We start from the raw sequence: 21,600 nt of genomic DNA, 5'->3' as shown, positions 1-21,600 counted from the left end.
GAGACAGGCCGCCGGCAGAGAGGCCGAATCGCAGGCTCGGGCCGGAATGGGTCTTGGAGATCGCGTACGGCGATGATGTCGGTAGTTGGTGGCGACCTCGCGGCACTCGCCGCCGTTGCCACCGCTGCGGGTGCTCTTGCGCGTTGTACGCGGTTCTCCAGGTCGAGTCGCTCTGGACAATGCAGTACAGGACCTGACCCTCGCCGATTGCCAGGGTCAGGTCGTCGCCGTAGAGCTGGTGCGAGCATGACTGGGGCAGTCTGAGGAAGAACGGTGGCGGGGCTCATCTGGTTAAGGGGGTGTCTCAGTTGGTGAGGTTGTGGCCTCGGGCATGATCTTCTATTCGTGGCGGATGTTGTCGGGGACATGATCCAGACCTGGGCGCCGGAGGACTTGTGGGTGGTCGCGCAGCCGTTGATTCCGGCCGCAGCGAAACGGCCGCAGGGTGGTGGGAAGCGGCGGGCTGACGACCGGGCTGTCCTGGCGGCGATCGCGTACATGGTGCAGGCCGGTTGCTCGTGGCGGAAGCTGCCCGCTGCATTGTTCGGGGTGTCGCGGCCGACGGTGCACCGCCGGTTCACCGAGTGGACCCGGTACGGCTTGTGGGAGCAGATCCATCACGAGTTGCTGCACCGGTTGAACACCGCCGGTGGGATCGACTGGTCCCGAGCGATGATCGACTCGATCAGTGTCCGGGCGTTGAAAAGGGGGATCTGACGGGGCCAAACCCGGTCGACCGCGGCAAACCAGGCTCGAAGATCCACGTCTTGTGCGATCGGCGGGGCGTTCCGCTGCAGGTGTTGATCTCCGCGGCGAACACCCCGGACGCGCAGTTGCTGTTCCCGCTGTTGGATGCCGTCACCCCGGTGCGGGGCCGTCGCGGCCGGCCTCGCCGCCGTCCGGGCAAGCTGCACGCGGACAAGGCCTACGACCACAAGGCGATCCGGGCCGAGGTCCGCCGCCGGGGCATCGTCGTGCGGATCGCCCGTAAAGGCGTCGAGTCCTCCCAGCGTCTTGGCCGGCACCGGTGGATCGTCGAGTCGTGCCTGTCCTGGTTCACCAACAACCGCCGCCTCGCCCGCCACTACGAACGCAAAGCCGAACATTTCCAAGCCTTCGCCGACCTCGCCGCCATCCTCATCTGCCACCGCCGACTCGCAAAAATCACCAACTGAGACACCCCCTAAGCGTGGGGTCGAACAGACGGCTCTCCTGGGCCGCGAACAGGACGAGGTGTCCGGCGTCGTCACGGTTAGCGGTGGTTGGAGAGCGCCTTACTGTCCCGCCAGAAACGATCGGGATCACGCTATCCACCGTTTCGCCCGGTTGGCAGGAGCCCGCAGGCCATTGGGGCGCGACCGCGACCGGCACCGGCTCCGCCCCGGATGTCCTCCCCGAGCTCTCCCACGCTGCTGCCGAGGAAACAGCGGCTGCGGTGCCCCGACGGCGGTCAGCGGAGCGTAGCCGGCATAGGCAGCCGAGCCGAGCGGCAGATGCTCGCGGTCGTGGACCTTCCTCATCTCGCAGAGGAAGATCATCCCTAATCGTCCCCGAGAATCGCTTGCGAACCGAGGTCAGCGATTTTGGTTGGCAGGAGGTATTCCTCGATCTGCTCTGCGAGATGAAGCGGCCAGGGCAGGACGGTGGTGCCCCGTACATACGGTGCTGCATCCCGCATCTCGTGCGCCAGCGCCGCCCAGTGCTCGGGCTGGTCGCCGTCCTGGATTCCGGCCACGAGCAGCTCGATGAACTGCGGGTTCCATACCTGGGCCTTCGGCTTCGGGGCAGTGAGCTTGCCGTTGTGCTCGCCGGGGATTAGCTTCGACACGCCCTTCAACGCCCCGGAGTGCGTGCTGGGCTTGCCCGTAGTGCTGCCGTACACCCGAGGGACCAGGAACCGCCACAGACCCTTGGGCTGGCCCGTCTCGTCGTCGGTTACGCCGTAGCACTCCGGTGTCTCACCGCCTTCAGCGGTGCGAACGCGCACATGGCGCAGGCCGGGCAGCTTGCTGATCGGCTGAGGCTCGCCGGCGCCGAAGCCGAGGCTGTCGAGCTGGATGCGGCCGTTGGTGAGGGTGTTCCAGACGCCGCGCAGGTTCTGTGCATGGGTGAGCAGCAGGGTGTCGGGGAATGCGTCGGTGGCCTCATCGATGACATCCTTGATGAACCGGATCACGTCGTCGGGGCCGCACTTGAGGTCCACGTTGACGTACCGCTTACCGATTTCGAGCAGCCCGGTGTGCAGAGGTTGCCAGGGCACCTTGGGCGCACGGACCTCTACATTCTGACCGGTGGGATCGAGGAGCACGGCGACGGGCACCTGCCGTGCGAGCCCCCAGACACGTCCCTTGTTCTGGCGGATCATCCAGATCGCCAGAAGGGCAGGCTGCCGGAGAAGGGTGTCTCGTGCCGGGTCAGGCAGCGGCTCGGGGCGTACGCCGAGCTGCCGGAACAGGTCATCGACGGCTGCGGCGAACCGTTCTCGGTTCGGGTCGGACGACTCTTTGCGCGGGGGGCGCTTCGGCTCGGCAACCGGGGTGACGAACTGGCTGAGCCGTCCCGTCCGCAGCAGGCCGTGCCGGATGGCGAACTTGGGATCGTCGCCGCGTCGCCGGCCCTGATAGGCGTCGGGGTGGGCGATCTCGACCAGGGCGATTGTCGGGTTTGCCGCCTGGCCGAGCGCGTCGGCGATGTGCTCGATGCGGGCCTCCACCGCGGCCTGGGGCCGGCGTCCGACACGGTCAAGGTCGGCGCGGATCGTCGGTGCCGCCAGCCGCCGAATCCCGACGGTTGCCGAGCCGAGGTCGATGTGAGCCCCGGCTTCGTCAAGCTGCTCGGCACGGGGCATCGGGACACCGAGACGGGTGGCGAGCCGGTCGAGGGCGTATTGCGTGGCGCGGTCGGTGTCCGTGAGCAACTCGATGTCCAGGCGCGGCCCGACGATCTCACCGAGATAGGTTGCCGAAACCCGGCTCTCGCTAATGCCACCAAGCCCTTTGTACACAGTGCACTTCTCGCGGGGTAGCGGCGCGGCCGGACGGAGGTGTGGGCTGAGCTCGCTGATGACCCAGTCCATCAGCGGCTGGCGATCGACGATCGACAGCCCGGCGCTGACCTTCTCAGCTGAGAGCATGCCGGTGCTGTAGACCAGAGCAGCTGCGTCGCCGTGGCGCTGCAGGTAGTCCAGTGGCTTGTCGACTAGCTGCTGCGGGTCGGGCAGGCGGTCGAGACAGCCGACTGCCTTCAGCACCCTGGCGAGGGCGTCGTCCCAGCGGGGCCCATAGCTGCTCGAGCTGTCCTTCTCCGCCACCTTGACCTGCTTGATCCGCGCGGTGCCGAAGTGACGAGAGTTCGCCAGGCCGGCCAGATACGGCACGGTCGGTGCCAGGTAGACCGAGTGGCCGTGGTCGAAGGCGAGCTTGCCGCGTACGGGCATCCAGCGTCGCACGCCGTACGCCAGATAGACCAGCAGCTCATCACTCGTGGGAAGGGTCTGCGCGCTGATTCCGATCTTGACCGAGAACGGGGTCTGGTCCTCGATCCGCTCCGGCGGCCAGGACATGACCTCGGCGCCGGCGGCGCTCGGGCAGCGGAGGAATCGCAACTCGTTATGTGGACAAGTCGCGTCAGGCCGGGACAACGTCGCCGCGATCTCCATCGGGAGCAGCCGCATGGCTCGCTGCCGTTCTTCCGGTGCACTCAGGTTGAGGTGAACCGGCGACCAGGTGAGGTGGTTGGCGCTCAGCTGGGACAGGGCCAGGGAGATCTGCTCGGGAGCGGCCTTCTGTGCCCGTACCCACGCCGCGACCAGGTTGAAGATAGCTGCTGGATTTACCTCGCGGTATGCCAGCAGCCAGTCCTGGTCGTCGTCGCCACGGCCGGCGGACGGAAGTGTGACGACGCAGTCGGGGACGAGGGCGGTGATCGCGTCGTTGAGTGAGGCGATGGGAATGCTGGCGACATCGCCGCCGCGCTGCGCCTGAGCTAGCCGACGCAGCGGATCCTTCCAGCGGCCAGGGAACCGCATGAGGTGGTAGGTGCGCTCGATCGGGGCCGCGCGATCGAGACGCAGGACAGTGACAGCGAGGTTGTCGTAGCGGGGTGCCATTTAGCGGTCTCCCATGTCGGTGAGGGCTCGGTACAGGGGCTGGTAGAGCGCCTGGACGAGGTGCCGATCGGTGTTGGCGCCGGTGGGTTCGAAGTACGGGGTGAGCACCTCGCGCATGCCGTGCAGCAGACTGGTGCTGGCATCGTCGAGGTCGCTGTCGGTGTCGCTCCTGCGGGCGGTGACTGGTGCGAAGGCGGCGTCGCAGAAGTAGATCTTCGCGGCCTGGCCGCCACGTAGGAGCCGGCCGATCACCTGCCAGATGGTTACGAGTTGGGTCCAGGCCACCCGTTGGCGTTCGTCCGTGCCGAGCTGGCTGTAGGCGACCAGGGCGTGCAGCAGTCGCCGCCACTGGCGCTGCGCGGCTCGGCGTCGCCGGCTGCCGGCATCTACAAGGCGTTCGTGTATCGGGCAGGCGTCGTCGAGCGGCTGCGGGCGTAGTTGTCCGAGGGCGTATTGGTTGATCCGCTGGGTGACGTAGCTGAGATCCTTCGGCCGTGGGTGAGGACGTACCAGGAAGAACGCGGCGCCGATGGCGGCCACGCCGTCGTTGTTGAGGATGTTGTGCCCCCGCTCGACGGCCAGGATTGGGGCGACCAGCAGCCACGCGTCGTCCGTGCCGAAGTCCGCGACATCTCCGCGGCGCAGCAAGTGGCCGTCATCCCAGCCGGTCTCCAACTCGTCGTCGCCGATGAGGCAGCGGACCTGCCCCTTCCAGGAGGATTTGCGCCGAAGTAGCTCGTTGGTGACGGTGCGGGCCTCGGCGTAGCTGCCGACCAGCAGCATGATCTTCTGCCGGCCGGGCGGCAGGGCGGCTCGTTCACGCTCCAGGCGGTTGGGCTGGCCGCGGCCCGCGCCGGGCTGAGTCAGGGCCGCGACCATCTGCCGCAGGGCGCTCGCGCGCTCCTCCCCGTAGCGGCCGGACACCCAGATCGGGATACTCCGTTCGCCGTGATGCTGGATGTCCAGGGCGAACGTGGTCTCGGAGATGGTGGCGAGCTTTTGCGGTGAGGGGCGCAGGATCGCCTCGACCGGTACGTCGATGTGATAGCGAGGCGAGGTGCCGGCCCAACTGGTCCCGGATAACAGCAGTACGCTCGGGCCCGGCCCGTCGGCGGGAAACAGGTCTGGCAGGCCGACCAGCAGGGCCCGGCCCACGCCGGTATAGCGGAAGAACCGGAACTCGCCCAGCTGGCCATCGCGGCGCTCGGTCTGGTCTTCGACGTACTGGAACCCCAGCACGTTGCCCATCGGGGATTCGGGCACCGCGACGGCGAGGTCGCTCGGCGGTCGGCGTACCTCTGCCGGAAGCGTGTCGAACATGTCCAGCTCGGCCGCGACTTCCGGCCAGATTGCGAGCATCAGGTTGAGTCGGTGTGCCATCACCGCTACTGCGATGGCCAGCTCCAGCCGCCACACGTTTCGGTCGAGCTCCGCGGGTGCGATCTTCCTACCTTCGACCAGCTCTCGATCGCTCAGCTCGGTCAGCCACTGCCGGACGGTGTCCTCCCGCGTCTCCTCTTCCGTGTCGGACAGTTGCGCCTCGGCCAAGGTGGCTAGACCCCCGGCTACCTCGCCGGAGGCTCCCGTCGGCTCGTCGATGAACGCGTTGAACTGCTCGCGCAGCAGCTTGTAGAGCTGATCGTTGTCCCAACCGGGGTCGGGTCTGCGGCCCTTTGCAGCGGTGTAGCCGGCCCAGTCCTTGGCAAGGCTGTTGAACAGTGTCCAAGCCGTGAAGTAGTCGGGGTCGAGCCAACTCAATACCGGCTTGCCGGCCCGAACCCGGTCCCGCTGCAGCAACTGGTAGATGATGTCGGCTTCGGAACGGGCCTGGTTCAGTGCCGTGATGAATCGGCGGATCTGCCGTGAACTGACCGGCGCGCGGCCCGTCGCGCGCAGCTTCTCCGCCACCCGCGCCCCGATCTCGTCGATCCACGCTTCCTGGCTCGGGCCTAGCAGTACCTGGGCGCTGGCGAACATCTCATCGAGGTTTGCCTGCACCTGGTCGGCCTCGTCAACCAGGATCAGGTCGCTGCGTCGCCAAGCCGCCTCCAGGTACCGCAGTTGGTCATGGCTCAACGGTCCGGGCACGGGGGTGTGCACAAGGCTCCACGGCGTCGCGATCCACACGTTCGCTGTGACCAGTCGACGCGCGGCCTTATGCCGCTGGCAGCGATACCACAGGGGACAGGTGCGTCGGGCCCCGTCCCGCCAGCCGTCCACCGGCGCGTCCGGGTCCGTCTCAATCAGGTGCTGGCAGGGCGCCTCGCGTACCTCGAGGGGGATGGGGGCGCCTCGGACGGCATCGAGTGGGCAGGCCGTGCTGACCAGGTCGAACGCGTACGGCTCGACGGGCAGAAGCCGGCCAGGCGCCGGCGGTTGGAGCCGATGGAGCCGCTCCGCATGCCGGGTTCGATTTTGCCCCATGACCGGTGCCGCCGCCACGCCGTCGTACCAGGACAGCTCGTGCGCCATGCGTAGTGCTGCCGAGTTATCGCCGACCACAATCGTCACTCGGCGGCCATGCTGCGCCGCCCAGGTCGCGAGGATCGCCACGAGGGTGCTCTTGCCGACGCTTACCATGCCGACCATGTGCAGGATCCGGTCGATGCGAAGGGTCGTGACGTCGCCGAAGGTGTCGTCGGCCAGCCGGACCTGCAGCGTGACGTCCAGCAGGCGCTCCTCCCATCGGTGAGGGGAACGCCCGGCCTGCAGATCGGCGGCGTCCATACCTCGGGCGGCCTCCACCAACTCATGCCACGTGACCTCGATCGGTGCCCGGGTCCGGACGGCCAGGTCATGTAGAGCCGGTGCCGGCGTGGGTGGAAGGTTGTCCGGCACCGTCACGCCGTGACCACGGGCTGTCGAACTCATGCGGTATCGGCCGGGCGTGGCGAACCGGACGCCGGTGGTGGCGAAGGGCAGGGGCTTGGTGAGCAGCTGCTCGTACCAATCCCACCGGTTCGCCGCCACGCTGCACTGCCGGCGTACCGGTCGGCCGAGCGGGTCCAAGTGGTAACCCCGCACTGCCTCGGGAGCGGACCGGTAAGCCCGCAGCAACTCGTCCCACCCGTAGGGGCGCTGGCTGCGCCACAGCAGGGCTCGCGCGTTGGCGAGTCGGACCCCCGCGTCAGCTGGCGGGTTCGGCACCGCGTCCCACAGCGCCCGGTAGCCGTCGAGCAGCGCGGGTACTCCGCTGGCGGCCTGGTCGGCGGCTACTGTTTCCAGCAGATACAGGCACAGTTCGGTGTCCATGAGGCGGGCCGGCGAAGGCTGGTCCCCGGTCGGGTTGTAGTGGCCGCGGAGGGCGCCAGCGAAGCGGTTGCGGATAGTGTTGATCTGCCTCATGCCCCGGCCTCCACCCGCCGCTTCACGGCACCGATGAACTCCGCCTCGGAGACCGCCACGATTCGCTGTCCCGGCCGCACCTGGGGGCACGCCTTCCGTAGCCGCGCCACGTACCGCGGATGTGCCTTGACCTGCTCCCGGCCGATGACGACGTAGGCCCTCTCCGCCTCCGGCGACACGGTGAACAGCCGCTCCCGCAGCCGCCGGGCCAGCCGTACCGGGTTGCGCCAAGCTTTGACGTCGGCGACCCAAGGTCGTTCCGCGAAGACCGCGATGTCGCACGCGTCGAAGTCCGGCCACAACGCGACCGGCACGCCGAGCTTCCCAATCGCATCGGCGATGCGCAGCTCCGCACGACCCGGTGCGGTGATAAAGGTGCGCAGCTCACGCCGCAGCCAGCACACTCCTTCACTGGCCGGGTGGTCCGCCCCGGCCGTTCCGGGTGCTGGGCAGGACTCGTCCTCACAAACCCAGGTCCGGTCGTCATCCAGCGGCAGCCGAAGACCGCCGCATCCGCCACAGGTCCGGATCACACCGTCCGCCACCGCCTCCGGCGGCGCCTCCACATATGCCTGCCGCACCTCATCCGCCAGCAGCGCCAGGTCAGCATCGGCCATCCGCCCGTCGAGCTCGATCGACGGGATCGCCGGCTGCCGAATTAGGAGCTCGCGAAATGCGACGTAGGACTGCGATGCGTTGTGGGCACGGGCCTTGTCCATCACCGCCCGCAGCAGCGCGCTCTCGCGGATCTCGCCTTCGACATCCCCACGGAGGCTGCCGAGCTCCTCGCAGGCCACTGTCGGACGCCCATAAGTCAGCAGCGATTCATCTGGGTCCAGGTCGGCGCCGGTGAGGTCGACCTTCCAGTCGCCGAACGGCTCCTGCGCAAGCTGGAGTAGTTCCACCACGCTGGCTGGCGCGGGCGCGTCCTGATGCCACGCGAGCAAGGTCAGCCGGTCCAGCGCGAGCTGCAGGTTCGCCGGGTACGGCAGCCGGAACGCGTCACCCGATGCGGTCTGCTGGGCGTATCCAAGGATCCCGCTGGCGAGCTGCGCAACCGCGATCTGCGGGTCGGGCAGCCACGCCGGGGTGGCGGGCGAATCGATCATGCATGCACCCTCTGTCAGAGGACGACGTGGGCCAAGGGTTTTGCGCCAATCCGACTCGTCTGGATGCGCAACCCCTCGGCCATGGGAGGCTGCATCCACAGTCGCCGACGAGGTGGTCCATCGCCAGCCGCAACGCTGAGAAGCCGAGTTATCGGAGTATTGGATACTGTGACCTTGCGTGATGTCGCTCAGCTCGCTGGCGTACAGCGTGCCGTGGTCAGCATGTGGCGTCGCCGGCCCAAGGTCGACCGGGCCGGGTCAGGGCCAAGCCGCTACGCGGTCGCCTTCGGCGAGCCTTGACCAGACCGAGAACCCGGGCAGGAACACGCCTGCCCGACCGAGGAGACCCGCCCACCGCACGGCCCGCTTGACAACCGCCATTGAGACTCGTCCGGTAGGGCGCTCCACCTTGTCGCCCTGGCCCTGGTCTGCTCCACGAACGTGTGCCAATCGGCCTACACCTCAGCCTCACGCCATCCCGTCCGCCGCCGACGCAGGCAGAAGGTGACCAATTCTCATGGTGTAACCGCCTAACGTGGTCGAACGCGTGTTCTAAGAACTGTTGTTGCTTGCGTCAACCTATATGCCAGGCTCTAGAATGCGAGAACAGGCTTTGCCAGCGAGATCACGGGAGCGCTAGGGGCGGCGTTAAGGCTGTTGGCGTCGAGCGAGGCAGGACATCTTGATCTGGAACCCCGGAATCCCACTGCGGCAGAATGTTGATGTCTATCGCGTTAGTGCAACCGACGCCGAGGTTGTCGGCGGCGAACGTTTCTGCCCGTTGAGTCTCGCGCTCAAGGTGCGCCCGAAGACGATCCCGGAGACCGGCGACTGGGCACTCCGAAAATCGCCGTTCGTCCTAGGGGCTTTGGCTGACGCGATCAAGCGGGTCGGCTGGCGAACCAATCGCGGGAGCGACCTGTGGCAAACGGTCGAGGAGCAGAAGAGTATTTTCGCCGATCTGCACGACGGGGTGCGGCAATTTCTTGAGCATGGCCTTGACCGGTACTTCGAGTATCACGAGGCTCGTGAGGAGCTGATCGGAAGGCTGTCCTTCCTAGATGGTTGGGTTGAGGCCCAGAAAGCGCACAATGCGTCACTATTCGCGTGGGCCTTTTTGTACGAAACAAGCGATGGTTATCGAGAGATTAGGCGGCTGAGGCACTCGTCAGCCCAAGCCGCCGTTACATCTTGGGCCTACGTCGCAGCGCATGTGGCCGCGGAATACCCAAGTCAAATTCCCGCTCAACGAGTATGGGTTACCGAGATCGGCCTTGCTGATGGCATCGAAAACCATTTGCTGGAAGGCGTAACGCCTGACGATGCACGTAGGCTGTATGAAGAGAGGGCGAGATCGGACGTCCGTGCCACATTGCGAGGCGAGGAAAGAGTCACGAGCAGATCCTGTGGCGAATGTAAATTCACTGGAGCTTGTGATTCTCTGATACGTCTCGACGGCTTTCTTCAAGCTCGGCAGCCTGGGCCGTGGACGAGGTCTGTCTCCGCCTCAGACCTTGAAGCGTACGAGCGGTGCCCGGCGCAGTGGTACATGGAACGGGAAGCGCATCTACCTCGCTCCGAGGAGGGCAATCAGGCATTGTTGCGAGGACTGGCAGCTCACCAGTGGATCGCGCAAGCTCATACCCGGGGAATCCCCTGCTCCATTCATGATCTACCTGACCCGGCCGATCTTGACCGCCTAAGCTCCATAGCGAACGGGCCCATAGATCCCGCCGATTACGAACTGGCCTACCCTTTTCTTCGGGCTCATATTGAGTGCTGCCCACTTGAGGCGGGCATCCGCACGTCACTAGTAGCCGAGAGGACGCTGTACGCCTACGACGCAGAAGCTGACGTGGTCATCGCGACTAAGGCTGATGCTTTCTGGGTTCGGGATGACATGCTGACGATGCGTGAAATCAAGACAGTCCAGACCCAGCCTGATGCTAACGAGGATCAGATCTTCAGCGCATTCCTCTCTGTAGCCTGGGACCTTGTCGCAATCGAGGCCGGACTCGCCGACCATTACGGCGTAACGCATGGCGAGGTCCAGCTGGAAGTACTGTCTCCAGATTCGGCGGCGGTCTACGCGTACTCCACACGCGACACCGCGCTGATGAAGATGGCCCGGGGGCGGGTGCGGCGCCTAGCTCGACAGTGGCTCAACGACACCCAGTGGGATCCCCTTCCGAACCCGGGTTGCAGCAGGTGCAGTGTCCGGCGTTGGTGTGGCGCGCGGGACGCCTACGCGTCGTCTGTTGCTAGTAGAGTAACCACTGGGACTGGAAGCATCCCTGTAACCCCGCAGCGCTGAAGGGGCCGCCAATGGCAGAGGGTCCGCCCAAGATCTCACCCAGCATGATGCCTTGTCGCCTGAGGTCCGTGCCTCCTGCCGCTTCCATGCCACAGCGCCGTCACGCCTTCAGCACTGCGGTACCACGGCGGGGCTGGCCCAATGCGATCGTCTATGCCGACACGGGGATCTTGGTTAGTGTTGGTCGCAATCGGAGCTGTGTGCCACGGTTTAACGCACACTACGAGGGACGCTTGCGGGTCGCCGAGAGCGTCGCCCTGGAGGTGCAGAGGAACGCAAGCCCCGCCACGCACGTCGATGGGAAACTTCGGACGGCCGCGGCGGTGGCGAAGACGACGATCCTCGATTCAGGAGCGTGTGTAGTCGACTCCGACGAAAACTACGACGCCCGGGTCTTCGACGAGGTCCACACGAAGCTGCGGAATCTTCCCCGACGAAGCGACGAGCCATTGCACCCGTTAGCGCATCTAGGAGAGGCAGCATCCATTGCCCTGTGCGTTGCCCGGAGCAGCGAGGGTAGTCTTGTCGTCTTCCTAGTTAACGACGGGGGTGCTAGTCTCGTCGCCTCACAACATGGCATTCCAGCCCGCCATTTCGGCCAAGTCTTGGCTGAACTGATCTGCGGTGGGCGTTACACGAGCGGAGACGCCTTCGCGGTCTTCGAGTGTGCGAACACGGTCAGTGGCGTGCCACTTGACGTTGCGCCGACCAATGCGGCGGAACTTGAATGCCGCTGGTCTGGGAAGACGCAGCTGTGTGTGATCTGCGATGCCGCGTCCACCTAGGGTTGCCGCGGTCGTACAACAGAGACTGGTTGCTCATACCCCTCAGCCGCTAGCTCGCGCTCGACCTCAGCGACATCGCCGGGGCGCCCGAGCACACGTGCAACGACCTCGGTTGAAACCAAACCATCCCGATAAGCATCAAGCGCCATTGACAGCACCCAGTGGGAAGCTGATGAATCACCTTGCGTTGCGCACGCCTCAGACCATTCGCCGCTGAGTTTCGCCTGCCTCATGATGTCAGAGATTCTTACGCTCTTATATGGCTCTAGCGCACTCTGGGGCACCCCGGCGGCCTCCACGAGAGTCTTGATGCTGGCTTGGCGACTAAGCCCGAAGTGCATCATGAACCTCGCCAGCGGAGCGCCGTATCCGTCTACTGGATTCCGAGGTCGGTGTTGGGACCAAAACTCGCGAACCGCGTAATCAGGGGCGAGGAAGTGGCGGGCGAAAACTTCCGCCCTAACCTCTACGAGGTCCTGGTCGCCATACTGCTTCCTATTCACAAAGAACGACTTGTCGTCTCTGTATAGGAAGTGGCAAAGTTCGTGGGCGAGGGTGTATCGCTGCCGACCCCACCACGTTTCCTGCGTGTTGACGACGACAACCGCCCTCCAAGCATTCTCAGAGGGGTCGCGCAACGTAATGCCCTGGATGGGTCCAGGCATGCCCTCGAAGATGACCGCGACACCGAAATCCTCAAGGAGTTGAACGATGTTGCCAACCGGTTGGTCGTCGTCCAGCTCCAAGTAATCGCGAAGACGCTCTGAGGTCCGCAGAGCCGCACGTACATAATACGGATCCGTCGCCACCGCCCTACGAGCTTCCTGGGCTAGAGCACTTGTACGCGCTGCTTCCTGTGGATACCACGACAGGAGCAGCTCGAGGTCGCGTAAGGCGGTCTCCGCACGTTGGGCAGCTGAGGCTATGTCCTCCTGCGTTGCCATCACGCCGGCACGCAAAGCAAGGGCAAGGCTTCGCTGGATCGGTGTATCGCCGACCAGGACGGCTAGCGGAATCCCTGAGTACGCAGACAGCAGCGCAAGCTGGGACCTAGAAGGGGCGACACGCCCAGCCAGGGCCTCCCCAAGCCATCCGCCAGTGTTGGGTACGCCAAGGTCACGGCAGAGAACGCTGATCGAGCTAGTGGAGAGGGCAAGCGCGTCCCGCAGGCGCTGGGCCCAGTCGGGTAACTCGTGGCGCTCAGACATCGCTACCTCTCGTCATGGCGGTTACGGGGGGTAGTCGGTTTGCAACTTCGTAGCTGTTGCTAGCATACTCGGCCCCCCTGACACGCATAGCCCGACCGGGCGTGTTGTCACCTTCTTCGGCATTTCGACCCAACCGGGCAGCTGCCGCCGATGCTCGCAGCGGCAGCGAGAGGCGTTCCCAGATCAGTGGGGTGCCCCATCGACATCGATGGGCCGTCGGACGACGGGCAGGCCGTACATGCTCGCGATGATTTTCTTGGCTTCTTCCAACGCATCCTCCCCTCCCGGGCCCAAGCTCGACGCCAACCTCTCGATCTGCGTAAACCGGTTGTAGGAGTCGCGCATCAGCTTGACCTTCGATCGCGGGTTGAGGTGACCAGCATCAGAACCAAACGCTGAATCAGTAAAGAGCTGCCACCAGCCGCTCTTGTGGACACCATTATTGACAAGGCAACGGCCTCTTTCCTGCCTGGCGAAGGTCGGCATGATGTCATGACATTGACGACCGAATGGCACCAGGTTCTCCGGCGCCATCGACCCGCCGAGCGCATGGTCGTGAAGGTGGGACCGCTCCAACCAGCCAGCAGCCGAGTCCCACACGTCCTCTAGGCTTGACCGGGCGTCGTCTGAGCCGCCGCCACTCGATCTGGTCCGCCAGTAGATGGGTGGTTACGCAGGGAGCACCTCGTTCTTGGTCAGCTCCACCTTGTCAGCGACGACGAGGAACCTTTGGCATCAACGTGGACTTCTTCAAAGTCGTTCAGGTCGACCAAAAGAGCGTCTATCGCGCGCAGCCTGGCAAGGAGCAGCGCCAGGGCCGTGTAGTCCGAGTTGCGGGCGGGACCGGAGGCAGTAGCGCCGCCGGCGCGACTACGGAGAGCCCCTGGCTGCCTGACTCCACCCGTTGGCCGACCTCGGGGTCTGATCCTGCCTCCTGGCTGCTGGGTCAACTCCGATCGGTGCTGCTGGCATGCATGTCGCCGGCCATCCAGGTCACCTCTTCGAACGCCGCCGTCCAAGGGAATACCCGCTGGCGGCTGTTGCCGCTGCCGGACGGGTGCGGCTCCCATCCGTCGTCGGTCCCTAGGAAGACCCGTACCCGCTCATTGCGGAGATTCGCCACGGCGCGTTGGAAGGGTACGCGGGCGGCCAGCGCGGCGTTGACGAACGGGACGACCACTGTAGGCGCTTGCCGGCCGATCAACTCGGCGACCGTGGTCATCGCGTAGTTGTCGGCGATGCCGAGGGCGATCTTGTTGATGGAGTTATAGGTGGCGGGGGCGATGATGAGCGCGTCCGCGGCGGAAAAGGTGCGGCGCCCGCCAGGCGACGACCGGTAGGTGGACCGGACCGGATGCCCGGTCAGGCGCTTAATTGCCTCGACGTCGATGAAGTCGAGGGCGTTGGGTGTTGCGGTCACCGCCGTTGTCCACGACTGTTGCGTCGCGGTGGTGATCAGTTGGGTCACGTCTGCGGCAGGGCCGGCAGCGCAGACGACGATCTGCAGATGGTCCCTGGTCATACACGGATTCCGGCCTGCTGGGCGAAGTCGAGGACGGCGGTGCGGGCGTGTCCACGGGTGAGGGCTGCCATGTCGCTGGCGATGGTTTGCACCGCTGGCCGGCACCGGATTTCCTCCGGTGCCACCTTATACGCGCTGCGAAGCGCGTTCAGGCCGTGCTCGTAGCGTCCCCACTGGGTGTAGGCGCGGGCGACGTCGACGAACAGGGAGGCCTTGCGTTCGGCGAGTTGGATTTTGTCCAGTGGCACCTGGCGGGCGAGAGCGACGGCGGTACCGGCGTCGCCCAGCGTCAGCGCGACGTTGACGCGGTGCAGCAGGACATTCGTGGCACCGAAGCTGGTCCACCGATCGTTGCCGTCGTAGCCGAGCCGTCCGGCGGCATGGGAGGCCTCGTCGATCATGGCTTGTGCGCTGTCGCTGTTGTCGTCGCGGGCGGCGGCGATGGCGCCGCGCAGCAGCAGGGCGCCATAGACGGCGACCAGGTCGGTCGAGTCGAGTCGGGTGGCGTGCCGAAGGGCTTCGGCCCCGTCTTCGGCGAGCTGCCTGGCCTGGTGGCAGTGGCCGTTGCTCATGAGGGCGTGGGTCATGATCCGGGCGCTCGCTGCCATCGCCACCGGGTCCTGACTGATCGAGGCGGCGCGGGTGCTGCGTTCGGCGGCGACCAGGGCCATGCCCTTGTCACCAACTTTGAGGAGCACGCTGCCGGCGACGTGGTAGAGGTCGCTGGCCAGGGCATCGACCTGCGCTCGCTGCTTACCGTCGAAGTCCGCACGGGTCGGTTCCAGGGCGGGCAACAGGGCCACGAGTCCTGCGAGGACCCGCTCGTACCGGCATGCCTGGTAGTCGATCTTCGCGGTGGCGACGCATTGAGCGACATGCCGGAGCGGTAAGGCAACCGGCTCGGTGTCTCGAGGGGGTGGTGCGACCAGTGCGTTGAGCAGAGTTGCGACCGTTGGCAGGGCCATGCCGCTGATCGTTGCGCCGGTCAGGAGGTCTCTTCGACGCACGTCGCCGTCCGAGTCGATGTCGTGAATGCTGCCTTCGCCAGAATGGACGTCCGTGGCAGTGACGGACGGCGTCGCGGGATCCGCAAGTGCACCATTGGTACCTACTCTCACCAGTGCTTTGAACGCTCGCGGACGTCCGGGGTGGCACGCGCCAGCACCGTGTCCAGGGCGGCCTGCATGTCGGCGCGCAGGTGAACCTTGTCGCCCTGGCTGCTCCATTTGGCCACCGTCCGCCGGGCCGCGCCCAGGTGCTCGGCGAAGCCGGTAACGCTCATCCGCATCGCCTTGCGCAGCGCGTTTGCTTCCCTACCGGTCCAGGTCGTCACCGCGGCCATCGCACGTCCTCTCAGGAAGACAGTTGTCGGCCGGACGATCGTAACGGCACTGGACGTGCCTGCCGGTGCACCGTGAGTGCACCGCTAGGACATCCCCATCCCGCGCTCACCGAGCGAAGCTGATCGTGCTGGTGCGCCGCTCGCCGGGGAGCAGGCGGCCGGCACCCAATCGCACTCACGGTAGGGAAGTTGAGATGAACGGCGGGACCGCCGGAAAGCAAGAGTATTCGCCAACGCGTCGGCCGGCACCATCGTGTGACGCCCTCCTACGCGTGCGGATGAGGCCTCGCCTGCGTACCGCCATGAGGGCTGCGTGGGTGGGTGACCGGCGGACTGCTCCCAGCCGCCGCGGTGCGGCGGTGGGCTTGCCTTTCCCCCGGCGAGCCCACCGCTCACCGGATCGGATGGGCATGTCGGAATGACGGTGTACATCTCGCTCAACGCGATGGCTGACCAGTCTCGGCGGCCCGAGCCCGGGCGTGCGTCGTCGCACTGGCAGACGCGGTCCGCTGATCCGCCGTTGCTCACCCATGTGTGGCGTCGACTCTTTGAGCAGCGGGCCCAAGAAGGTCACCATCGATGACCGGGGAGCAGTGCCGGGTCGTGGGGCATCCGATCGCGGGGGAGCGCGTGGAGCATCTGCCGCTGCGCCCGCTATGGCTGTGCCGCCGGTGCGGGCAGCCGTGGCCCTGCGGAGCGGCGAAACTCGCTCTCCTCGCGGAGTACCAGGACGGCCGGATAAGCCTGTTCCTCTACCTGGCCGGATGCCTGCACGACGCGATCGACGATCTGCACCGGCTCAACCCCGCTGAGACCGGCAGCGCCGCTGACGTATTCGACCGGTTCCTCGGCTGGCCCGCTCGCCACACCAACTCCTACGGCGTGACCACCACCAGAGCCATCGATCTCGAGGAAAAGTGACCTTCAGCGGCAACGGCCGCATCAACGCGAGAGTTGCCGGCCGCAAGGGACGCCGTGCCATCAATCAACCGGGGTGGGTCAGTTGGCCGCCGGCGATGTCGGTCCTCAGGACGTGCGTGATAGATCCCTTCTCCCTACTGACCCTGCGCATCGCCGCCCCCTGGTCACCCTTAACGAAGAGCTGCGGCGGAAAAGGCACCACGGGGGCCGCATGATCTGCGTCACTGCCGCTGATGGCTCGGGCGGCGCCGGGGTGGGTGCCCCGCTCGTGGATCGACCCCGTCGAGATCGCCAGCGTGATGCTCAAGCCGCGTGCAGCCGCCGTAGCCAGCTGACCTGATCGGGCGCGGCGCTGGTCGACCACCCGTCGGCCAGCGCCGCCCGCGTCAGCGTCACAGCTTCGAGGGATCCAGCCCGAGCACCACCGGCACCTCGTACGGCCAGGTCGGCGCCGGCTGGCCTACGTACGCCGCGGCGGCGTCGGCGGTCACCTTGACCACCGCGCGAAAGAACCTCATGCAGTCGATCGCGTCGCTGAGCCGCACATTCGGCGTCGGCTGACCTGTCGCCGAGGAGGGCCGGTCGCGTACCGCTTGGAGGACCGTGACCGCAGGCAGCACCGCGTGGCCGTGAGCAACGCCGTGCCGGACATCCAGCCATTGACGCATCGCCGTGTCCACCTGGTTCGGCGTGACGCGCACCTTCTTCCCTCGCGCTCGCTGCTGCCACGTCCAGGTCGGCTTCGGGTCGAACCCGACGCGCTGTAGCAGCGTCTGCGTCTGGCCGGGGCCGGGCGTCGAGAACTTCTCCAGCGATGAGTTGAAATCGGTCTCCCACTGCCTCATCGCGCCGGTCAGCAGTGGAGGGGCGGTGGCCGCCTGCAGCTGCAGCAGGGTGGCGTCCCTGAGCGCCATCGCCAGATCCTGGACGAACGCCTGCCAAGTCGCCGCAGCGAACACCACCACGCCACGGTTCAGCGACGTCTCCTCGACCCGGCGGCCGCGACCGCCGTCACCGACGGCGCGATGCACGACGAGCATGTTCTGACAGTGCTCGAGCGCCATGACGAAGTTGCGCACCGTGTCCTGGACGTTCACCACGACCCCCTGTCCGATCTGCGAGAAGCCCTCACGGGCTGGATGGATTCTCGCGCCAACTGCAGCGCCCGGCGGCCCCGCTGCGGCGGGCGTCGTGTCGCGGTGTGCAGGTGTTTCTGACCTCGACGGGCGTCGCAGGCGGGCTCGAGGTGCTGCCGAATGGACGGGTGCCCGTCTACGAGCGGGTCGGTAACCGCCTGGTCGGCACGCCGCTGCGCCAGGTCCGCGACGTGCGGGAGTTCGGCGTGTGGCTGCTCGAGCGGGAAATCGACCCGGGGCAGACGGTCACCGGCTGACCCGTTGCGGGGAGCCGGCACGATGCGAGGCCCGACCGGGGAGACCTGCGATAAGAGGGCAACGACCAGTGCGGAGGTGGCGGCCTGAGTCGGCGAAGGTGACGGACTGGCTGCAAGGATTCTCCGCGCTGCTCGCCGTGGTGCTGGCGGCGCCGGCGCTGATCGTGGCCGTCGTGACCTACCGGGACCAGCAAGAGATCAACCGCGCTCAGCTGGAGTCGACGCGCATCGAGCGTCAGCGCTACGAGCAGCGTTTCGCGTCGCGAGTAGCCGTGTGGAGCCCGGGTGTGCTGGCCGTGCGGGTGCCGGGGCTGCTGGTGCTCCTGCGGCCTGTGGGGTGTGCGGCGTCCCCGTACCCTCAGTCTGTGCTGCCGACCTACGCCTCGCTCGCCGTGTGGCTGACCCGGGCCGAACTGGGGGACGTCGCCACCTGGATCGGGTCCACCGCGAACGTCGCCACCTGCGGCCTCGCCCTGGCCGCTGCGGTCGTCGGCTTCCGCGTTTACAAGATCGAGTCCGGGCGTGACCAGCGGGCCGAGGATGAACGGCGGGAACGCGCCGCCGACGCACGGCGCAGCCAGGCCGAGTTGGTTTCGGTGTGGTGGGGGCAGGCGACGAAGACGGTCTACTCGGACTGGGGAGGAAAGCTCGGGCCTAGGGAAGTGAATGTATGGGCAGCGCACGTCCTCAACGCCTCTAACCTGCCCGTCTACCAGGTGGTAGTTGCCTTCCAGACGCGCTGGACGCGTCGGTCCTCGCTCGAGCACCTTCGGGTTGTGCCTCCCCACCAGGCCCCACTGACCATCGAGCTGCCCGAAGCTATGAAGAGCTGGCCGGAAGTTAGCAGCGGCGCCTCGGACAACATCAACGTCAAGCTCAGTTTCCGCGACTCCGCAGGGCGTCGCTGGGTGCGCGAGGAGGACGGATTCCTGCGCGAGGTCCCGGTACGGCCGCGGCGCTCCCGCCCGGCCAGGGCAGGTAAAGGGCCGGCAGTGGCGAAGCCTGCGGGCCCTTCACCTGCCAATTCAGGCTCCGAGGGTCGACCTCCCCATGAGCGCCTGGTGGAGCAGCTCCCCTCGCATGATGTGGATCGTGCCGAGGTCGACGGTCGGTGACGGGTGCACCTTGTGCAGCGCCGGCGGGGTGCCTTCGGCGGCGATCCGCGTGGACAGCTCGTTGGCGGCCGCGGTGATGCGCTCGAGCTCATCGGGGTGGCAGAAGATGTGCACGGTGTTGGCCTCGATGAACCGGCGCATCGTGGCGAGCATGTCCGCCCCGTCCGGCGGCGCGCTGGTGACGGCGGCCGGGTCGACCGTGATGAGGTCCTGGAGACTTACCGCTGGTGCTCCTTCCGGTGCTCGGCGAACGGCCTGGCGGAGCTCCCCGAGGTTGACCCGCCGGGCCAGTGGGATGATCGCCCTGTCGCAAGAGGCAGCTGCTGTCGTTGCAGGAGTCTCAGCACGCTCTACCACAGCAGGAACGCGATCGGTGCGGTCCACAGCGGCCGGTCTGTCCACAGATAGCACGACGCCGCTCGGGCCGGAGGGCACGAGAGGCCAAGCCTTACCTCCTCACCAACCTCCACGTCATGGTCGACACCCTGGATCTGCACAAGCTGGCCTGCCTCCGCGACCGGTCGGTCCTGGTCCTCAGGTTCGCCCTCGGCGCGCGCGGATCGCTGGCACCAGCGGCACCCGCCTCGATGAGACGGCCCCGGCCGAAGACCACCCAAACTGCGGGAAGAGTTCCTGCGCCTGTCCCGGAACGGCCGGACGCTCGCGGCAAAGATCGCGGCGCTCGAGGCCGAGCAGCAGCGGATCACACGCCAGCTCCCCGCCCCGGTCCGGGAGAACGCGCTGACCGAAGTGCCGTTGGCGAAGCTCCGCCGGGACGCCCCGAGGGTCGCGAAGATCGCCGACCCGGACAACCGGAAGGCCAAGGCCGAGGAGCTGGCAAAGTACCTGTATGAGCTGCGCCGGCAGGTCATCCGCGAGCGGACCGAGGCGGCCGGGATTCTGCACGTCCACGAGGGCCGGCCGCTGGCCCAGCTGGTCGACGTGATCACCCCGCGTTCCCGCAACCAGGGGCAGCTGCGTACGCAGATCACCCGGCTGGGTGCGGTGCCGCCAAAGGTGGTTGACGCCGAGGAGGTCCTCGAGGAGCGGTCCGCGACGGCGCGGGGCCTGACCGAGCTGATGAACGAGGTCCGCGCCCTGCGCGGATGAGCACCACCGGGCGGCCCGGCACCGGGCTGGGTGCGCTCACGCCGCCGGGTGAGCGACCGCTGTAGATGAGGAGGGAGCAGCTTGAGCAGCGGAAACGTCATACCCGGCCGCCAGGATCAGGCCGCGGCGGGTGAGAGGGAAGCCCAGGACGCCCCCTGCGGGCCCTGGTGTGGGACGAGATCGTCGACGCAACTCAGCAGATCGAGGAGGGCGGCGAGCCGTCGCGGCTGGCGGTGCTGCTCGAGCACCGCGCGAACCGGTGGCGCCGGTACGCCATCCTGGCGCCGGAGCCGGGGTACGCCGCGGCGGCTGATATCGCCGTCGGGGTGGACGAGGCCGGGGCCGCCGACTACATGCGCGGGGCGGCCGATCCGGACGCCGACCGCGAGGTGCAGCGAGTCTCCTGACACGCCGAGGCCGGAGCGGGATGCCGCTCCGGCCTCGGTCGTAAGAGAATCCGCTGCTCTGCCAGTTGAGCTACGCCCCCAAGCGTGGAAGCGACGGGACTCGAACCCGCAGCCGACCGGATTGATCTGGGGACACCGTGGTGCCGCACGACAAGCATACCAGAAGCTAATTAAATCGGTCAATCAGGGCGGGGGTGAGCGACCCCTCCCTGGGAGGAATCCACGATGGCCACCAGAGTGCCACCACGACGAAGCGGAGCACCGGCGGGCGGACGCCGGCGCGCCGCCCGACCACCACCCGCAACCCCAAGCGCACCACCCCCCGCCGGTCGCGCGGGAAGAGCACCACCGGGAAGGAGATCGCCGTTGTCGCGCTGGCCGGCACAGTGCTTGGCGCGAAGTGGCTGCACGCCCGCTACGGGCACCGCGTCCAGGTCGACCCGGCGCACCGGCGCATCGGCCTCGGCCTGGTCCACGCCGTGGCCGCCGTCGTCGTCGGCGCGGCGGTGTGGGCCGACCGGGCCGGCCCGGCTGGCACCCGGGCCACCCGAGGGGCGACGGCGCTACTCGGCTGGATCGCCTTCCTGCTGCCCGGCCTTCGCGCCGTCCGGGCCCTGCGCCTCATGCGACCGGCCGGCGGGTTCCACCGGCCGCGACTTAGGTCGTCCGCGACGCGCTCATCACCGCGTTCGCCGCCCTACCCGGCGACCTCGCACGGACGCTGAGCCGCTCATCCTCGGACAAAAACCGCTCAGAGATCTGCACGGACGCCATGATCGGCGCGTACTGCCGCGAGCTGCCGTCAGGGTTGCGCACGGTGCGGCCGTATCGCCAGCGGATGCCGGTCCGCGACCGACACCCACGATCCTGCAGGCTTCCGTGTTGTTCATACCTTGCGCCATCAGGCGCAGATAGTTGTCA

General features: G+C 66.9%; 17 protein-coding genes and 1 pseudogene. 9 read left to right on the top strand and 9 right to left on the bottom strand.

The annotated features are described in order from the left end of the window. The first annotated feature begins 366 nt into the window (after positions 1 to 366). A protein-coding gene (locus ABZW14_RS17520; RefSeq protein ID WP_355347029.1) for an IS5 family transposase occupies positions 367 to 1,175 on the top strand; the annotation gives its coding sequence in 2 pieces (ribosomal slippage) (positions 367 to 702 and positions 705 to 1,175; 807 coding nt in all). A gap of 365 nt (positions 1,176 to 1,540) precedes the next feature. On the opposite strand, the gene ABZW14_RS17515 is transcribed toward ABZW14_RS17520, so the two are convergent. The 3 genes from ABZW14_RS17515 to ABZW14_RS17505 are packed head-to-tail and all read right to left on the bottom strand — an operon-like array spanning position 1,541 to position 8,562. After that, positions 1,541 to 4,108, bottom strand: a complete 2,568-nt coding sequence (locus ABZW14_RS17515; protein ID WP_355347026.1) for a DUF3962 domain-containing protein — start codon at positions 4,106 to 4,108, stop codon at positions 1,541 to 1,543. After that, a complete protein-coding gene (locus tag ABZW14_RS17510) occupies positions 4,109 to 7,453 on the bottom strand; it encodes a transposase (RefSeq protein WP_355347023.1) in 3,345 nt (1,114 codons plus the stop codon). It abuts the gene before it with no gap. Beyond that, entirely contained in the window at positions 7,450 to 8,562 is a 1,113-nt protein-coding gene (locus ABZW14_RS17505) for a hypothetical protein (protein WP_355347020.1), read from the bottom strand. Before ABZW14_RS17505 ends, ABZW14_RS17510 begins: the two co-directional genes overlap by 4 nt. Before the next feature lie 682 nt (positions 8,563 to 9,244). Between ABZW14_RS17505 and ABZW14_RS17500 the strand changes: the two genes are divergently transcribed. Next, a complete protein-coding gene (locus ABZW14_RS17500) occupies positions 9,245 to 10,876 on the top strand; it encodes a PD-(D/E)XK nuclease family protein (protein WP_355347017.1) in 1,632 nt (543 codons plus the stop codon). Positions 10,877 to 11,657: 781 nt separating this feature from the next. On the opposite strand, the gene ABZW14_RS17495 is transcribed toward ABZW14_RS17500, so the two are convergent. The 4 genes and pseudogenes from ABZW14_RS17495 to ABZW14_RS17480 all read right to left on the bottom strand — a co-directional run bounded on the left by ABZW14_RS17495 (position 11,658) and on the right by ABZW14_RS17480 (position 15,733). Continuing rightward, complete coding sequence (locus ABZW14_RS17495) at positions 11,658 to 12,869, bottom strand: ImmA/IrrE family metallo-endopeptidase (RefSeq protein ID WP_355347014.1); 1,212 nt, start codon at positions 12,867 to 12,869, stop codon at positions 11,658 to 11,660. A 183-nt stretch (positions 12,870 to 13,052) separates the two neighbouring features. Continuing rightward, positions 13,053 to 13,469 carry a hypothetical protein gene (locus ABZW14_RS17490; RefSeq protein ID WP_355347011.1) on the bottom strand — a complete coding sequence of 139 codons (417 nt, stop codon included), beginning with the start codon at positions 13,467 to 13,469 and terminating at the stop codon, positions 13,053 to 13,055. A gap of 346 nt (positions 13,470 to 13,815) precedes the next feature. Beyond that, positions 13,816 to 14,391 carry a flavoprotein gene (locus ABZW14_RS17485; protein WP_355347008.1) on the bottom strand — a complete coding sequence of 192 codons (576 nt, stop codon included), beginning with the start codon at positions 14,389 to 14,391 and terminating at the stop codon, positions 13,816 to 13,818. Next, positions 14,388 to 15,733 (bottom strand): annotated as a pseudogene (locus ABZW14_RS17480) (hypothetical protein). The gene ABZW14_RS17485 and the pseudogene ABZW14_RS17480 overlap by 4 nt, the downstream one beginning before the upstream one ends. Positions 15,734 to 16,151: 418 nt before the next feature. Here ABZW14_RS17480 and amcA point away from each other — a divergent pair. Continuing rightward, positions 16,152 to 16,316, top strand: a complete 165-nt coding sequence (amcA, locus tag ABZW14_RS17475) for a multiple cyclophane-containing RiPP AmcA (RefSeq protein ID WP_355347005.1) — start codon at positions 16,152 to 16,154, stop codon at positions 16,314 to 16,316. Beyond that, positions 16,313 to 16,654, top strand: a complete 342-nt coding sequence (locus ABZW14_RS17470; RefSeq protein ID WP_355347003.1) for a hypothetical protein — start codon at positions 16,313 to 16,315, stop codon at positions 16,652 to 16,654. The genes amcA and ABZW14_RS17470 overlap by 4 nt, the downstream gene beginning before the upstream one ends. 392 nt (positions 16,655 to 17,046) lie before the next feature. On the opposite strand, the gene ABZW14_RS17465 is transcribed toward ABZW14_RS17470, so the two are convergent. Continuing rightward, positions 17,047 to 17,751 carry a hypothetical protein gene (locus ABZW14_RS17465; RefSeq protein ID WP_355347000.1) on the bottom strand — a complete coding sequence of 235 codons (705 nt, stop codon included), beginning with the start codon at positions 17,749 to 17,751 and terminating at the stop codon, positions 17,047 to 17,049. Between the two features lie 104 nt (positions 17,752 to 17,855). Between ABZW14_RS17465 and ABZW14_RS17460 the strand changes: the two genes are divergently transcribed. Continuing rightward, complete coding sequence (locus ABZW14_RS17460) at positions 17,856 to 18,047, top strand: hypothetical protein (protein WP_355346997.1); 192 nt, start codon at positions 17,856 to 17,858, stop codon at positions 18,045 to 18,047. A 98-nt stretch (positions 18,048 to 18,145) separates the two neighbouring features. Then, the gene (locus tag ABZW14_RS17455) at positions 18,146 to 19,162 is read left to right on the top strand and encodes a hypothetical protein (protein WP_355346994.1); all 1,017 of its coding nucleotides are present in this window, start codon (positions 18,146 to 18,148) and stop codon (positions 19,160 to 19,162) included. On the opposite strand, the gene ABZW14_RS17450 is transcribed toward ABZW14_RS17455, so the two are convergent. Further along, positions 19,073 to 19,315 carry a hypothetical protein gene (locus ABZW14_RS17450; protein WP_355346991.1) on the bottom strand — a complete coding sequence of 81 codons (243 nt, stop codon included), beginning with the start codon at positions 19,313 to 19,315 and terminating at the stop codon, positions 19,073 to 19,075. The two genes, ABZW14_RS17455 and ABZW14_RS17450, sit on opposite strands and share 90 nt — an antisense overlap. 603 nt (positions 19,316 to 19,918) lie before the next feature. Here ABZW14_RS17450 and ABZW14_RS17445 point away from each other — a divergent pair. The 3 genes from ABZW14_RS17445 to ABZW14_RS17435 all read left to right on the top strand — a co-directional run bounded on the left by ABZW14_RS17445 (position 19,919) and on the right by ABZW14_RS17435 (position 21,404). Beyond that, positions 19,919 to 20,272, top strand: coding sequence for a hypothetical protein (locus ABZW14_RS17445; RefSeq protein WP_355346988.1), 354 nt, complete (start codon positions 19,919 to 19,921; stop codon positions 20,270 to 20,272). Positions 20,273 to 20,439: 167 nt separating this feature from the next. Then, entirely contained in the window at positions 20,440 to 20,679 is a 240-nt protein-coding gene (locus tag ABZW14_RS17440) for a hypothetical protein (RefSeq protein ID WP_355346985.1), read from the top strand. A 194-nt stretch (positions 20,680 to 20,873) separates the two neighbouring features. Then, positions 20,874 to 21,404 (top strand): hypothetical protein, encoded by a 531-nt coding sequence (locus ABZW14_RS17435; protein WP_355346982.1) that lies wholly within the window; start codon positions 20,874 to 20,876, stop codon positions 21,402 to 21,404. The last annotated feature ends 196 nt before the right edge of the window (positions 21,405 to 21,600 follow it).

This window comes from Micromonospora sp. NPDC004551, assembly GCF_040609975.1.
Classification (GTDB): Bacteria; Actinomycetota; Actinomycetes; order Mycobacteriales; family Micromonosporaceae; genus Micromonospora.
Note: the sequence above shows the minus strand (reverse complement) of the source record. Positions and strands in the feature narration are given on the sequence as shown.

Coding starts and splice junctions, on each gene's coding strand:
- ABZW14_RS17515 (WP_355347026.1), bottom strand. CDS start 4,108: ATGGCACCCCGCTACGACAACCTCGCTGTCACTGTCCTGCGTCTCGAT.
- ABZW14_RS17505 (WP_355347020.1), bottom strand. CDS start 8,562: ATGATCGATTCGCCCGCCACCCCGGCGTGGCTGCCCGACCCGCAGATC.
- ABZW14_RS17495 (WP_355347014.1), bottom strand. CDS start 12,869: ATGTCTGAGCGCCACGAGTTACCCGACTGGGCCCAGCGCCTGCGGGAC.
- amcA (WP_355347005.1), top strand. CDS start 16,152: ATGACGGTGTACATCTCGCTCAACGCGATGGCTGACCAGTCTCGGCGG.
- ABZW14_RS17510 (WP_355347023.1), bottom strand. CDS start 7,453: ATGAGGCAGATCAACACTATCCGCAACCGCTTCGCTGGCGCCCTCCGC.
- ABZW14_RS17470 (WP_355347003.1), top strand. CDS start 16,313: ATGACCGGGGAGCAGTGCCGGGTCGTGGGGCATCCGATCGCGGGGGAG.
- ABZW14_RS17450 (WP_355346991.1), bottom strand. CDS start 19,315: ATGCTCGCCACGATGCGCCGGTTCATCGAGGCCAACACCGTGCACATC.
- ABZW14_RS17485 (WP_355347008.1), bottom strand. CDS start 14,391: ATGACCAGGGACCATCTGCAGATCGTCGTCTGCGCTGCCGGCCCTGCC.